The following is a 13,116-nucleotide window of genomic DNA, read 5'->3' as shown; positions in this document are numbered from 1 at the left end:
CTCTGATGCGCGCATGACCGAACCAAGACGAAAACGCGGCGCCGAGCGGACCAGCAACCGGGGGCCTGCCGCCATTCCCCAATTGCCGCCGCGGCGCGTGGTCAATCCCTACCCGCCGATGGCGGTGCTTTCGGCCGACCAGATCGAGGCCATTCACCAGGCCTCGATGCATATCCTAGAAAATTTCGGCATCGAGGTGATGAGCAAGAGGGCGCTCGCCCTGTTCGAACGCGCCGGCGCCAAGGTCGATCACTCATCGATGAATGTGCGCGTCGACCGCGGCATGGTCGAGGAGGCGCTGAAGACGACGCGCTCTTCCTACACGCTGACCTCACGCAATCCAGCCCGCGCCATTCATCTCGGCGGCAACACCATCAACTTCACGCTGGTCGCCGGACCGCCCAATGTGCACGACATGGAACGCGGCCGCCGCGCCGGCAATCTCGCCGACTACTCGGACCTCGTGCGGCTGGCGCAGCATTTCAACTGTATCCACATGCTCGGCAACCAGGTCTGCGCGCCGATCGAGCTGCCGGCGAACTCGCGCCATCTCGACACCTATTTCGCCAATCTGACGCTGACCGACAAATGCTTCCATGTCTCGGCGATCGGCCGGGGCAGGGCGCTGGACGGCATCGAGATGATGGCGATCTCGCGCGGACTGACGCTGGAGCAGATGGCCGAGGATCCCGGCGTCACCACCATTATTTCCGTCAACTCGCCGCGCCGCTTCGACGAGATGATGGCCGAGGGGCTGATGACCATGGCCGAGTTCGGCCAGTCGGTGGCGGTGACGCCGTTCACGCTGATGGGGGCGATGAGTCCGGTGACGCTGGCCGGCGCGCTGGCGCAACAGAATGCCGAGGCGCTGTTCGGAATCGTGTTGACGCAGCTCGTGCGCCTTGGCGCGCCGGTGATGTATGGCGCCTTCACCTCCAATGTCGACATGAAGTCGGGCGCGCCGGCCTTCGGCACGCCTGAAAACACAAAGGCCAACATTGCCTCCGGCCAACTGGCGCGGCGCTACAATCTGCCCTACCGCACGACGCCGGGCTCTGCCTCCAATGCCGCCGACGCGCAAGGCGCCTATGAGACATTGATGGCGTTGTGGGGCGCGGTGCTCGGCCACGGCAACCTCGTCTATCATGCCGCCGGCTGGCAGGAGGGTGGGCTGACGGCGTCGTTCGAGAAGCTCATCATCGACGTCGAGATGATGCAGCACATGATGGAATTCCTGCGGCCGATCGTGGTCGATGAAGGCGAATTGGCGGTGGAGGCGCTGGGCGCCGTGCCGACCGGCGGCCATTTCTTCGGCGAACCGCACACGCTGGAGCGCTACGCCACCGCCTTCTACCAGCCGATGCTCTCCAACTGGCAGAATTACGAGGCCTGGCAGGAAGCCGGCGCGCTTGACACCACGGCACGTGCGACGCGGCTCTGGAAGAAGGCTCTGGAAGAATACGTTCAGCCGGCCATGGATCCCGCCGTGCGAGAGGCGCTCGAAGCCTATATCGCGCGGCGCAAGGAAGCGATCGGGCAGGGCGAGCCGTGAGTTCCTTGGCTCCTCCCTTTCCGATTCAGTTCACTTTCCCAACTCACTGAAATAACGAGAAAAAGCCCATGAAGTCTCATGCAAAGGTCGTGGTCATCGGCGGCGGTGTCGTCGGATGCTCGGTGCTGTTCCATCTCGCCCGCCACGGCTGGACCGACGTCGTGCTTCTGGAGCGCGATGAGCTGACCTCCGGCTCGACCTGGCATGCGGCGGGCGGCATGCACACCATCAACGGCGACCCCAATGTCGCCAAGCTGCAGAAATACACGATCTCGCTCTATAAGGAGATCGAGGAGCTTTCCGGCCAGGCGACGGGTGTCCATCTCACCGGCGGCGTGCTTTTGGCGGCGACCGAGGCGCGGCTCGACTGGCTGCGCGGTGTCGTCTCCAAGGGCCGCTATCTCGGCATCGATCTTGAGGTGATCTCGGCGAAGGAGGCGGCTGAACTGATGCCGCTGCTCGACCCAAAGCAATTCGTCGGCGCGGTGCGCAACAAGGAGGATGGCCACCTCGACCCGTCGGGCGTGACGCATGCTTACGCCAAGGCCGCGCGGAAACTGGGCGCCGAGGTCGAGCGCTTCACCAAGGTCGAGGACATCGTGCGTCGACCCGACGGGCTGTGGCGCGTCATCACCAACAAGGGCGAGGTGGTGGCCGAACATGTGGTCAATGCCGGCGGCTTGTGGGCGCGCGAGGTCGGCCGCATGGTCGGGCTGGAGTTGCCGGTGCTCGCGATGGAGCACATGTACCTTATCACCGAGGACATGCCGGAGGTTGCCGACTGGAACAAGAAGACCGGCACCGAGATCATCCACGCCGTCGATTTCGACGGCGAGCTCTACCTCCGCCAGGAGCGCGGCGGCATGCTGATGGGCACCTATGAGAAGGCCAACAAGGTCTGGTCCGAGTTCCAGACTCCGTGGAACTTCGGCCATGAGCTGCTGGAGCCGGACATCGACCGCATCGCGCCGTCGCTGGAGGTCGGCTTCCGCCATTTCCCGGCCTTCCAGAAGACCGGCATCAAGCAGATCATCAACGGTCCCTTCACCTTCGCGCCGGACGGCAACCCGCTGGTCGGTCCGGTGCGCGGACTGCCGGGCTTCTGGGTCGCCTGCGGCGTCATGGCGGGCTTTTCGCAAGGCGGCGGCGTTGGTCTCGCGCTCTCCAACTGGATGATCGAGGGCGACCCCGGCGCCGACATCTGGGCGATGGACGTGGCGCGCTACGGCGACTGGGCGACGATGGCCTATACCAACGCCAAGGTGCGCGAGAATTATTCGCGCCGTTTCTCGATCCGCTTCCCGAATGAGGAACTGCCCGCCGGACGTCCGCTCAAGACGACACCGGTCTACGACATCTTGTCGGCCAGAGGCGCGCAATGGGGCGTGGCTTACGGGCTGGAAGTGCCGCTGTGGTACGCGCCGGAAGGCGTCAAGGACGAGTTCTCGTGGCGGCGTTCGAGCGACTTCGACCATGTCGCCAAGGAGGTCGCTGCCGTTCGTGGCGGCGTCGGCCTGTCGGAGATTTCGAGCTTCGCCAAATACAGGGTCATGGGCGAGGGCGCCGCGGCCTGGCTCGACCGTATGCTGGCCTGCAGGCTGCCCAAGCCCGGCCGCATGACGCTGGCGCCGATGCTGAAGGAAGACGGTAAGCTGATCGGCGATTTCACGCTTGCCAATGTCGGCGCCCCCGGTGCCAGGGATAGCGAATGGTTCATCGCCGGCTCAGGCGTCGCCGAGCAGTACCACATGCGCTGGTTCGAAGCGCATGAGCCCAAGGACGGCTCGGTCCGCATCGAAGCGCTGGGGCAGAAGCTTGCGGGTCTCGCCATCGCGGGGCCGAAGGCGAGAGAGGTGCTGGCTAAAGTCACCCGCGCCGATACCTCCAACACAGCCTTCCCCTTCATGGCGGTGGCCAGGATGGATATCGGCATGGCGCCTTGTCTCGTCGGCCGCGTCAGCTACACCGGCGACCTCGGTTACGAGATCTGGGTGGCGCCGGAATATCAGCGCGCCGCGTTCCAGGCGCTGCTGACCGCTGGCCAGGAATTTGGCATAGGCCTGTTCGGCTCGCGCGCGCTCAATGCGCTCAGGCTCGAAAAGAATTACGGCTCATGGGCACGCGAATACCGGCCGATCTATGGGCCGCTGGAGGCGGGGCTCGACCGTTTCGTCGCCTATGGCAAGGAGGCCGATTTCATCGGCAAGGAAGCAGCGGTCGCCGAGCGCAAGCAGGGCGGCAAGCTCAGGCTGCGCGCCTTCATAGTCGAGGCCGATGATGCCGATGTCATCGGCGACGAGGCGATCTGGCATGATGGCGTTGTGCGCGGCTGGGTCACCTCGGGCGGCTACGCGCATCATTCGAAGAAATCGGTGGCGATGGGTTATGTGCCGAAGGAGATCGCCGACAGGCCGGACGGCTTCGAGATCGAAATCCTCGGCAAGCGTCATGCGGCGCGCATTCAGGCGGCGCCGCTGTTCGACGCCAATTTCGAGCGGATGCGCGCCTAGAGCAATTCCAGGAAAAGTGTGAAACGGTATTCTGTCCGGAATTGCGTCAAACAAAAAGCCTCCAGGCCCGCATCCCAGCTGTCAGGCGTTTGCGCTGTCGCGATTGTCCAGCGCGAAAGCGCCGGGCCCGGCAAAGATCAGATAGAGGAAGATGAAGCAGAAGGAGATTGCCGAGTCGCCGCCATTGTTGACGGGGAAGAAGTCGCGCGGCGCGTGCGCCATGAAGTAAGCGATCGCCATTTCGCCGCAGAGCAGGAACGCCACCGGGCGGGTCAAGAGCCCCAGCGCCAGCAGGATGCCGCCGATGAATTCCAGGAGCGCGGCCGTGAGAGGCAGTCCGCTCAAGGGGCCGGCATGCTCGCCAACCGGAAAGTTGAACAGTTTCTGCGTGCCGTGCTCGATGAACTGCAGCGCCGTCATGATGCGGAGCACGCCCAGCGCCTGCGGCCGGTATTGGGCAAGGCTTTCGAAAAGCTTCATATAAAACTCCATTTTACCCGCCCGGATCGGCCATAGATTATCGCCCGGCGGTGGACCATTCACTTCCTGAGGCCTGCTATCAACAATTGGTGATTGGAAACGGTTCCCTGGATGACCTGCGAATTTTCTCTCCATGGTTGCATAAATATCGCCATGGTTGTATCAAAGCGTCGACGCTCCAAGCCGAATAGGTCCGCGCATCATGAAAACTTTCGTCATCAGCCTCTTCGCAATCCTTGCAGGCACCTGCTCCGCCATGGCCGCCGGCGCCGGCTGTGATGCCTTCAAATGGCCGGTCACACGCGAGCAGGCGCTGTTTCCGGCGGCGCCCGCCGCGCAATCCGGCGCTGACCTGACAGTCGGGCAAGCGATGGATTTCGCACTCGTGGCTGTCGACACGATCAGCTTTGAAATCCCGCCGGAACGCGCACCGGCAGCCGGCACGTTCGGCGCGACGGCAAACGTGACCGTACCACCTGAAGGCGAGCTCCAGTTCAGCCTGTCTGATGAAGCCTGGATCGATGTCGTGCAGGACGGCCATGCCGTAAAGTCGACGGGCTTCAGCGGCGTGAAAACCTGCCCTGGAATTCGCAAGAGCGTGCGTTTCAAGCTGTCCGCCGGGCCGGCTACCATTCAGCTCAGCGGCGCGAAGAAAGAGACCCTCAAGGTCGCGGTGCTGGCGCCGGAGTGATCCGGCGCCAGTCGATGAGGCAATACTTCAAAACCGACTATCTAACCGGGGCCAGCAGCGCGAAATGCGCGCCTTGCGGATCCTGGCATTGGACCACCCATTGCGCGCTCGGCACTTCCATCGGGCCCATCAGGATCTTGCCGCCATTGTCGGTGACGCGTTTGGCAGCGGCGTCGATGGCATCGACGTTGAAATAGAACAGCCAGACCGGCACCGGAATCTGGGGCGGCTTGTTCATCATGCCGCCGCCGGATTCAGGGCCGGCGCCGAAGGTCTTGTAAATGCCCATCTCGCCCATGTCGAACTCGCCGGCGCTCTCCCAGCCGAACTGGCTCGAATAGAAGTCGAAGGCGGCCTTCCAGTCCGAGGTGTAGAGCTCGTGCCAGCCGACATGGCCGGGCGTGGTGGCCGGCACCGGCGGCTGCTCGGGCTGGTTGGGCTGCAGGAACATGAAGGTCGCGCCCTGCGGGTCGGCGACGACGGCGAAGCGGCCGACGCCAGGGATGTCGTCCGGCGCGCGGTGGACGGAGCCGCCTGCCTGCTCAAGCGCCTTCGTCGAGGCGTCGACCTCCTTGGTGTAGATATAGCCGAGCCAAGCCGGCGGCATGCCCATCTTGGCGGCATCTTCCGGTATCGTCATCAGCCCGCCGACGCCGCGCACGCTGGAATTCATCACGATGTAGCGGGGCATGCCCGGCGCCTTGTCGAAGGGCTCGGCCCTCCAACCGACGACGGCGGTGTAAAAAGCCTCGGCGGCATCGAGGTCGGTGGTCATCAGTTCGTACCAGAAGAAAGGTTGGGAATTCGGCATGGTCGGTCTCCTCACCGGTTCAGGGCAGCGATCGCGGTTCGATCCATCCTAGGACGATCTTGGCGACAGAAATCCGACATGGGCCGCAAATCGACGGCGGCAAGGCACTTTCGTCCGCATTCCTGCGCGCTTTGTCGTTTTCGACTTCCTTGCCGTCGACGAGGGGTTGTCGATCCATGCGCCGGATATCGCTCACGCCGGATCTTACCAATATAACATGACTGCAATTATCATGTTTTATCCAGCCATTACAGTGGCTTGGCCGAAAATTGACCAATTGATAAAAAAATAAAACGTGCTAGCCTTCCCCAAAACAAAGCAAAACAAGGGGAATTGGAATGGCGACTGGTCATTTCATCGAAGGCATTGCCGGCGGCCGGCTGTCGGCCGAGCAATATGCCGACAATTTTTCCGACCTGCACCCACCGCTCGATCATCACGAGGCGCTGGTCGAGGCCGACCGCTGCTATTTCTGCTACGACGCTCCGTGCATGAATGCATGCCCGACCTCGATCGACATCCCGATGTTCATCCGGCAGATCGCGACCGGCAATCCGCTGGGCTCGGCCAAGACCATTTTCGACCAGAACATACTCGGCGGCATGTGCGCCCGCGTCTGCCCGACCGAGACGCTCTGCGAAGAGGTCTGCGTGCGCGAAGTGGCGGAGGGCAAGCCGGTGCAGATAGGCCGGCTGCAGCGCTACGCGACCGATGTCGCGATGGACGAAAACAAACAGTTTTATCAGCGCGCCGAAGCGACCGGAAAGACGGTCGCCGTGGTCGGCGCCGGGCCGTCAGGTCTCGCGGCCGCGCATCGTCTGGCTCGCCATGGCCACGACGTCACCATTCTCGAGGCCCGCCCGAAGGCCGGCGGCCTCAACGAATACGGCATCGCCGCCTATAAGAGCGTCGACGATTTCGCCCAGGCAGAGGTCGACTATGTGACATCGATCGGCGGCATCGACATCCAGAACGGCAAGGCGCTCGGCCGAGACTTCCAGCTATCCGACCTGATCCGCAACTACGATGCAGTCTTCCTCGGTCTCGGCCTTGGCGGCGTCAATGCGCTCCGCGCCGACGGCGAGGATGCGGACGGTGTCGCCAACGCCGTCGAGTTCATCGCCGAGCTCAGGCAGGCAAGCGACCTTTCCGGCCTGCCGGTCGGCCGGCGCGTCGTCGTCATCGGCGGCGGCATGACGGCGATCGACGCCGCCGTGCAGTCGAAGCTGCTCGGCGCTGAAGAGGTGACGGTCTGCTACCGCCGAGGCCAGGAGCACATGAACGCCTCCGGCTTCGAGCAGGATCTCGCCGCGGCCAACGGCGTCACCATCCGCCATTGGCTGCAGCCGAAGCGCGTCATTGCCGAGAACGGCAAGGTGTCGGCCATCGAGCTCGAATACACCGCAATGAATGGCGACAAGCTCGCCGGCACCGATGAACGGCTTACGCTCGCCGCCGACCAGGTGTTCAAGGCGATCGGCCAGAGCTTCGTGCCGGCTCATCTCAACGGCAGTGGCGAACAGATCGAACTCGAAGGCGGCCGCATCAAGGTCGATGCTGAAGGCCGCACCTCGCTGGCGAAGGTCTGGGCGGGCGGCGACTGCATCTTCGGCGGCGACGACCTGACGGTCTCGGCCGTGGCTCAAGGGCGCGACGCCGCCGAGAGCATCCACCGGGCACTGACCTCTAACGGGAGGGCATGAGCATGGCAGACATCCGCAACACTTTCGTCGGCATCAAGTCGCCCAATCCGTTCTGGCTGGCTTCCGCGCCACCGACCGACAAGGCCTATAATGTCGAGCGCGCCTTCAAGGCCGGCTGGGGCGGCGTGGTCTGGAAGACACTCGGCGAAGAGGGGCCGCCTGTCGTCAACGTCAACGGTCCCCGCTACGGCGCGATCTGGGGCGCCGACCGCCGGCTGCTCGGCCTGAACAACATCGAGCTGATCACCGACCGCGACCTGCAGACCAATTTGCGCGAGATGAAGCAGGTCAAGATGAATTGGCCGGATCGGGCGCTGGTCGCCTCGATCATGGTGCCTTGCGAGGAGGAGAGTTGGAAGGCGATCCTGCCGTTGGTCGAGGAGACCGGCGCCGACGGCATCGAGCTCAATTTCGGCTGCCCGCACGGCATGAGCGAGCGCGGCATGGGCTCGGCCGTCGGCCAGGTGCCGGAATATATCGAGATGGTGGTGCGCTGGTGCAAGCAGTACACGCGCATGCCGGTCATCACCAAGCTGACGCCCAACATCACCGACATCCGCAAGCCGGCGAGGGCGGCGAAAGCCGGCGGCACCGACGCGGTGTCGCTGATCAACACCATCAATTCGATCACCGGCGTCGATCTCGACAGTTTCGCGCCGCAGCCGACCATCGACGGCAAGGGCTCGCATGGCGGCTATTGCGGCCCGGCGGTGAAACCGATCGCCATGAACATGGTGGCCGAGATCGCGCGCGATCCGGAAACGCATGGCCTGCCGATCTCCGGCATTGGCGGCATTACCACCTGGCGCGATGCCGCCGAATTCATGGCCCTCGGCGCCGGCAACGTGCAGGTCTGCACGGCGGCCATGACCTACGGCTTCAAGATCGTGCAGGAGATGATCGCGGGCCTGGAGAACTGGATGGACGAGAAAGGCCATGCCTCGCTCTCCGACATCGTCGGCCGCGCCACGCCCAACGTCACCGACTGGCAGTATCTCAACCTCAACTATGTCGCCAAGGCGCATATCGACCAGGATGCCTGCATCAAATGCGGCCGCTGCCACATCGCCTGCGAGGACACCTCGCACCAGGCGATCACCGCAATGGTCGATGGCTTGAGGCATTTCGAGGTGATCGAGGCCGAATGCGTCGGCTGCAACCTCTGCGTCAACGTCTGCCCGGTGGAAGGCTGCATCACCATGGAGCCGCTGGCGGCCGGTGCGATGGACCAGCGCACGGGCAAGCCGGTGTCGCCGATCTACGCCAACTGGACGACGCACCCGAACAACCCGATGGCCAAGGTGGCCGCGGAGTAGGGCCCTTTCACGTAAGTTTTCTGAATCAGTCGCCCCGTATTCGTGCGGGGCGACTTCGTATTGAACCAATCCAACTGAGGTTGGCGTCGCCCCTCATTGCCCTGCCGGGCATTTCTCCCCGTATAGTGACGGGAAGAAAGGGCTGGCCGCAGCCTCGGCGCGCTTCCTGCAACGCTGGTGATTGGCGAAACCGACGATGAGAGCGCTCCTCTCCCCCGTCACTATACGGGGAGAGGATGCCGGTCCACCCTCCGCAGCTGCTGCGGAGGACGGGCAGGCAGCTGAGGGGGGCGGCGCCGATCTTCGGATTGAAGCTGAGCAACGGCTATTGCAGATAAAAAATATCCATGATAAAGATTATCCATGAATTGGAGATGCAAGCCATGAAGCTGGGCGAGGGCGTTGAGGCGGCCATCCACTGCGCGTCGACGCTGGCCAGCGTCGACGGCAACAGCACCATGCCGGGTGCGGCGCTCGCGGAGTGCTTCGGGCTGTCGCCAAGCTATCTGCTGAAACATCTCAACCAGCTCACGACGGCGCGAATCCTGGAATCGGTGCCGGGTCCGGCCGGCGGCTATCGGCTGGCGCGAGCGGCCGAGCGCATCACGCTGCTGGACATCGTTTTGGCCGTCGAGGGACGGGAGCCTGCTTTTCGTTGCAGCGAAATCCGCCAGCGTGGCCCGGTCAAGATCGACGCCTCGGCCTATGTCAAACCCTGCGGCATCAATGCTGCGATGCTCAAGGCCGAGCGCGCCTATCGGGCCGCACTCGCCGAAGTGAAGCTGTCCGACATCGTGGCGGAGTACGCGGCAGAGGGTGATCCCCGCGCGTTTGCCGCAAGCTGCGCCTTCGTCGAGCGTTACCAGCGGCCGCAGAAATCCGCTTCATCCAAGCAGATCTAGACCCACCTCTAAACCTACCCAAAAACCTGGAAGGAAAGACGATGAAACAGAGGCTGCAGTTCTTCGCCAAGGCACCGGAGATCATGAAGGCGGTGATGGCGCTCAACAAGGCCGTGGAGGAGTGCGGGCTCGAGGCAAGCCTGATGCACCTCGTCAAGCTCAGGGCGTCGCAGATCAATGGCTGCTCCTATTGCGTCGAGATGCACAGCCGCGAGGCCCGGCGCGACGGCGAGACCGAGACCCGGCTCTATCTGGTCGCGGCCTGGAAGGAATCGCCGCTGTTTTCCGAGCGCGAGCGCGCCGCGCTCGCCTGGACCGAGAAGGTGACGAACATTTCCGGCAACGGCGTTCCGGACGATCTCTACGCGAGCACGCTGGAGCATTTCTCGGAGGAGGAACTGGTCAAGCTGACGGTGGCGGTCGGCATGATCAACACCTGGAACCGGCTCTGTGTGTCCTTCCACGCCATCCATCCGATGCCGGCCGCGAAGGCCGCCTGAGGGTTTAGACCGGCGCGCGGGTCCATCGCGTGCTCGCGCGCTTTCATTTGCGAGATCAATGACATGTTCGAGACTTTTCAGAACGAGATTCTGTTTGTCGCACGCCTGCTGCTTGGCGGCGCCTTCGCCTTTGCCGGACTGCGCAACATTCAGAACAGGAACCTGCTCATCCCGATGATGGCGGCGCGCGGCGTGCCGCGGGCGGGCCATGCATTGTGGCTGGGAATCGTGCTTCAGGTTGCCGCCGGCGCGCTGGTGATCGCCGGCCTTTGGACCGCGCTGGCGGCGGCAAGCCTTGTCCTGTTCCTGATTGCCGCGACACCGATGTTCCACAATTTCTGGGATCATCAGGGTCCGGATCGCGCCTCTCGCGTCAACGGCTTCGTCGGCAATGTTGCCTTGGCTGGCGGGTTCCTGGCGCTAATTGCGCATTCTGTTTGATCGCGGTCGGTGGATTCGGTGCAATTGATGCCGCTGCGTTAATCGCTCCGCCGCGATCATCCTGTATTAGCAAATGCAGGTTCGCCACTCGGAGCGTTCATGGAGCAGAGCTGGACTGCATTCTGGGCACGCGTTTCGGAAGCCTTCCATCAGACGTTGTTTCCGTTTCGGGCCGTCGCCGAAGCCCTTGGCGGGCATCCAAGCGACATTCAGATATGGTGCTTCCTGTGCGGCGTCTTCTTCCTGGCGCTTGTCGCCATCCAGACCTATGGCGACATCGTGCTCAGGCGACGCGGCGTCCTTGCCACCGGCAAGGTGGTCCGCATCGACAAGTCGAGCGACGGACCAGATACGCCTATCATCGAATTTGCAGACCGGCTGGGCAAGGTTTGGCGCTTTGAGTCGCATCTGCCCGTCAATAAAACGACCAGGAACGTCGGCGCACCGGTCGGGGTGATGTATGATCCCCTTCACCCAAAGCGGGCACGCGAAGTGGGCCGCCCACTGATGAAGGTGGTCCACCTTATAGTCTGGTATGCCGTCGTCGGCGGGCTGATGGCGCTCGCCTTCTTGCCCGGCCTCATTTCAAGTTGATCAATTCGCCGCTCACGCGGCAAAGCGCAGGCCGCCGTCGCAGGTCAGCACCTGGCCGGTCATGAAGCTGTTGGAGACCAGGAAGGCTATTGCCGCGGCGACGTCCTCGGCGCGGCCGATGCGGCCGACGGGGGTCTTGCCGGCATATTCGGCAAAGACCGCCTGCCGCTGCTCGTCAGGCAAAAAGTCCCACCAGGGCGTGTCGATGACGCCGGGCGCCACGACATTGACACGCAGCGGCTTCAGCTCGACCGCCAGGATCGGCGCCACGGTCAAAAGCATGCCGTTGATGGCGCCGATGCCGGCGACGCCGGGTGCGGCGAGCTGCGCCGAGACGGCCGAAATGAAGGTGACCGATCCGGCCTTGTTCAAGGTCGGCAGGGCCGCCTGCAGACAGGCCAGCTGCGGTCGGATCTTCTCGTCGACGCCGCTGCCGATGTCGGCAAGGTCTAGCGTCGCGAACGGCCCAAGCCCCTTGCCGCCGCTGGCGGCGAGAACGAGATGATCGAACGGACCGAGGTTATCGAAGAAATTCCGGACCTCGTCCGGCTTGGTCGCATCGAAAGCGGCCTTGCCAACGGTGCCGCCAAGGCTGGCCCAGGCGCTTTTGAGCTTCTCCTCATTGCGGCCGGTGATCGTCACTTTCATCGTGGGGCTGACCAGCCGTTTGGCCGTGGCGAGGCCGATGCCGGACGAGCCGCCGATGATCACGGTGTGTGCGATGTTCTCGCTCATGAATGCTGTTCCCTGGATGTCGAGGAGGGTTGCCCGGTCAGTTCGAGGCTCAACGTTCGCAACAGGCGGCGGGCTCTTTCGTCATAGGCTTGCGCGTCGGCGCGCGATTCCCGCTGGCCGTCGAAATAGAGGCCGCTGCGTCCTTCGAGCGCCGATGACGACGCGAGGTTGAGGATGGCGCCGGCGCCGGTCTCGACGGAACTCCACGGCGTGACGCCGGCCTGCCGGACCATGGTGGTGTCCATGTAGCTCGCCGGGTGAAGGGCATTGACGGTGACGCCGCTGCCTTTGAGCTGTTCGGCCAGATCGATGGTGAACAGGATCTGCGCCAGCTTGCTCTGGCAATAGGCGCGCACGCCGCTGTAGCCGTGGGTCAACATGACATCGTCGAAGTCGATCGCCTGCTGGCCGGCCGACGCGACATTGACGATGCGCGCCGGCGCGCTTTTCTTGAGCAGGGGCAGCAACTCCGACGTCAGCAGGAAGCCGGCGAGATAGTTGACGGCGAAGCGCAGCTCATAGCCGTCGGCGCTCACCTGCCGTTTCGCACCCTGGCCGCCGGTGCCGACGCCGGCATTGTTGATCAAAATGTCGAGCCGGTCGGTGCTGGCGCGCACGGCTTCGGCGAGGCGGCGCGCCTCGGCGAGCGACGCGAGATCGGCGACGAGAAATTCGGCCCTGCCGCCCTTGGCTTCGATGGCGGCGACTGTCGCCTTGCCGCGGCCTTCGTCGCGGCCATGCACCAGCACGCGGGCGCCGGCGGCGCCGAGCCTTTCGGCGACCACACGGCCGACGCCGTCGGTGGAGCCGGTGACGAGAACGGTTTTGTTCTTCAGTTCCATGTTCAGAGCCTCCTTATGCTGCTCTGAACGAGAAGATGG

Annotated in this window: 13 protein-coding genes; 9 read left to right on the top strand and 4 right to left on the bottom strand. The window is 63.7% G+C overall.

Features of this window, described 5'->3' with window-relative positions; all coding sequences use genetic code 11:
• Positions 1-13: 13 nt before the first annotated feature.
• Together ABID26_RS15865 and ABID26_RS15860 are read left to right on the top strand one after the other, a co-directional pair.
• The gene (locus ABID26_RS15865) at positions 14-1,552 is read left to right on the top strand and encodes a trimethylamine methyltransferase family protein (RefSeq protein ID WP_292299581.1); all 1,539 of its coding nucleotides are present in this window, start codon (positions 14-16) and stop codon (positions 1,550-1,552) included.
• A gap of 68 nt (positions 1,553-1,620) precedes the next feature.
• On the top strand, positions 1,621-4,062 hold the full coding sequence (locus ABID26_RS15860; protein ID WP_292299582.1) for a GcvT family protein: 2,442 nt from the start codon (positions 1,621-1,623) through the stop codon (positions 4,060-4,062).
• Between the two features lie 81 nt (positions 4,063-4,143).
• Here ABID26_RS15860 and ABID26_RS15855 read toward each other — a convergent pair whose 3' ends face one another.
• Entirely contained in the window at positions 4,144-4,542 is a 399-nt protein-coding gene (locus tag ABID26_RS15855) for a DoxX family protein (RefSeq protein WP_126099201.1), read from the bottom strand.
• Positions 4,543-4,744: 202 nt separating this feature from the next.
• Here ABID26_RS15855 and ABID26_RS15850 point away from each other — a divergent pair, with 202 nt between their 5' ends.
• The gene (locus tag ABID26_RS15850) at positions 4,745-5,233 is read left to right on the top strand and encodes a hypothetical protein (protein WP_292299583.1); all 489 of its coding nucleotides are present in this window, start codon (positions 4,745-4,747) and stop codon (positions 5,231-5,233) included.
• A 37-nt stretch (positions 5,234-5,270) separates the two neighbouring features.
• Here the strand turns inward: ABID26_RS15850 and ABID26_RS15845 are convergent, their stop codons facing one another.
• Complete coding sequence (locus ABID26_RS15845; protein WP_292299584.1) at positions 5,271-6,044, bottom strand: VOC family protein; 774 nt, start codon at positions 6,042-6,044, stop codon at positions 5,271-5,273.
• 338 nt (positions 6,045-6,382) lie between these two features.
• Here ABID26_RS15845 and ABID26_RS15840 point away from each other — a divergent pair, with 338 nt between their 5' ends.
• The 6 genes from ABID26_RS15840 to ABID26_RS15815 all read left to right on the top strand — a co-directional run bounded on the left by ABID26_RS15840 (position 6,383) and on the right by ABID26_RS15815 (position 11,500).
• A complete protein-coding gene (locus ABID26_RS15840; RefSeq protein WP_354415939.1) occupies positions 6,383-7,747 on the top strand; it encodes an NAD(P)-dependent oxidoreductase in 1,365 nt (454 codons plus the stop codon).
• A gap of 2 nt (positions 7,748-7,749) precedes the next feature.
• Positions 7,750-9,063 carry an NAD-dependent dihydropyrimidine dehydrogenase subunit PreA gene (gene preA, locus ABID26_RS15835; protein ID WP_292299586.1) on the top strand — a complete coding sequence of 438 codons (1,314 nt, stop codon included), beginning with the start codon at positions 7,750-7,752 and terminating at the stop codon, positions 9,061-9,063.
• 383 nt (positions 9,064-9,446) lie between these two features.
• Positions 9,447-9,965 carry an RrF2 family transcriptional regulator gene (locus tag ABID26_RS15830; RefSeq protein WP_292299587.1) on the top strand — a complete coding sequence of 173 codons (519 nt, stop codon included), beginning with the start codon at positions 9,447-9,449 and terminating at the stop codon, positions 9,963-9,965.
• A 41-nt stretch (positions 9,966-10,006) separates the two neighbouring features.
• Complete coding sequence (locus ABID26_RS15825) at positions 10,007-10,465, top strand: carboxymuconolactone decarboxylase family protein (protein WP_126099207.1); 459 nt, start codon at positions 10,007-10,009, stop codon at positions 10,463-10,465.
• 63 nt (positions 10,466-10,528) lie between these two features.
• Complete coding sequence (locus ABID26_RS15820) at positions 10,529-10,906, top strand: DoxX family protein (RefSeq protein WP_292299589.1); 378 nt, start codon at positions 10,529-10,531, stop codon at positions 10,904-10,906.
• 99 nt (positions 10,907-11,005) lie between these two features.
• The gene (locus ABID26_RS15815) at positions 11,006-11,500 is read left to right on the top strand and encodes a DUF3592 domain-containing protein (RefSeq protein WP_354415938.1); all 495 of its coding nucleotides are present in this window, start codon (positions 11,006-11,008) and stop codon (positions 11,498-11,500) included.
• Between the two features lie 12 nt (positions 11,501-11,512).
• Here the strand turns inward: ABID26_RS15815 and ABID26_RS15810 are convergent, their stop codons facing one another.
• Both ABID26_RS15810 and ABID26_RS15805 read right to left on the bottom strand, forming a co-directional pair.
• Positions 11,513-12,235, bottom strand: a complete 723-nt coding sequence (locus ABID26_RS15810) for an SDR family oxidoreductase (RefSeq protein ID WP_292299591.1) — start codon at positions 12,233-12,235, stop codon at positions 11,513-11,515.
• The gene (locus ABID26_RS15805) at positions 12,232-13,077 is read right to left on the bottom strand and encodes an SDR family NAD(P)-dependent oxidoreductase (RefSeq protein ID WP_292299592.1); all 846 of its coding nucleotides are present in this window, start codon (positions 13,075-13,077) and stop codon (positions 12,232-12,234) included. Before ABID26_RS15805 ends, ABID26_RS15810 begins: the two co-directional genes overlap by 4 nt.
• Between the last annotated feature and the right edge of the window lie 39 nt (positions 13,078-13,116).

Source organism: Mesorhizobium shonense, from assembly GCF_040545255.1.
Classification (GTDB): Bacteria; Pseudomonadota; Alphaproteobacteria; order Rhizobiales; family Rhizobiaceae; genus Mesorhizobium; species Mesorhizobium shonense.
Note: the sequence above shows the minus strand (reverse complement) of the source record. Positions and strands in the feature narration are given on the sequence as shown.

Excerpts from the sequence above, each read along its gene's own strand:
- ABID26_RS15825 (WP_126099207.1), top strand. The coding sequence starts at position 10,007 with ATGAAACAGAGGCTGCAGTTCTTCGCCAAGGCACCGGAGATCATGAAG.
- ABID26_RS15830 (WP_292299587.1), top strand. The coding sequence starts at position 9,447 with ATGAAGCTGGGCGAGGGCGTTGAGGCGGCCATCCACTGCGCGTCGACG.
- ABID26_RS15855 (WP_126099201.1), bottom strand. The coding sequence starts at position 4,542 with ATGAAGCTTTTCGAAAGCCTTGCCCAATACCGGCCGCAGGCGCTGGGC.
- ABID26_RS15820 (WP_292299589.1), top strand. The coding sequence starts at position 10,529 with ATGTTCGAGACTTTTCAGAACGAGATTCTGTTTGTCGCACGCCTGCTG.
- ABID26_RS15845 (WP_292299584.1), bottom strand. The coding sequence starts at position 6,044 with ATGCCGAATTCCCAACCTTTCTTCTGGTACGAACTGATGACCACCGAC.
- ABID26_RS15815 (WP_354415938.1), top strand. The coding sequence starts at position 11,006 with ATGGAGCAGAGCTGGACTGCATTCTGGGCACGCGTTTCGGAAGCCTTC.
- ABID26_RS15860 (WP_292299582.1), top strand. The coding sequence starts at position 1,621 with ATGAAGTCTCATGCAAAGGTCGTGGTCATCGGCGGCGGTGTCGTCGGA.
- preA (WP_292299586.1), top strand. The coding sequence starts at position 7,750 with ATGGCAGACATCCGCAACACTTTCGTCGGCATCAAGTCGCCCAATCCG.
- ABID26_RS15850 (WP_292299583.1), top strand. The coding sequence starts at position 4,745 with ATGAAAACTTTCGTCATCAGCCTCTTCGCAATCCTTGCAGGCACCTGC.
- ABID26_RS15840 (WP_354415939.1), top strand. The coding sequence starts at position 6,383 with ATGGCGACTGGTCATTTCATCGAAGGCATTGCCGGCGGCCGGCTGTCG.
- ABID26_RS15865 (WP_292299581.1), top strand. The coding sequence starts at position 14 with ATGACCGAACCAAGACGAAAACGCGGCGCCGAGCGGACCAGCAACCGG.
- ABID26_RS15805 (WP_292299592.1), bottom strand. The coding sequence starts at position 13,077 with ATGGAACTGAAGAACAAAACCGTTCTCGTCACCGGCTCCACCGACGGC.
- ABID26_RS15810 (WP_292299591.1), bottom strand. The coding sequence starts at position 12,235 with ATGAGCGAGAACATCGCACACACCGTGATCATCGGCGGCTCGTCCGGC.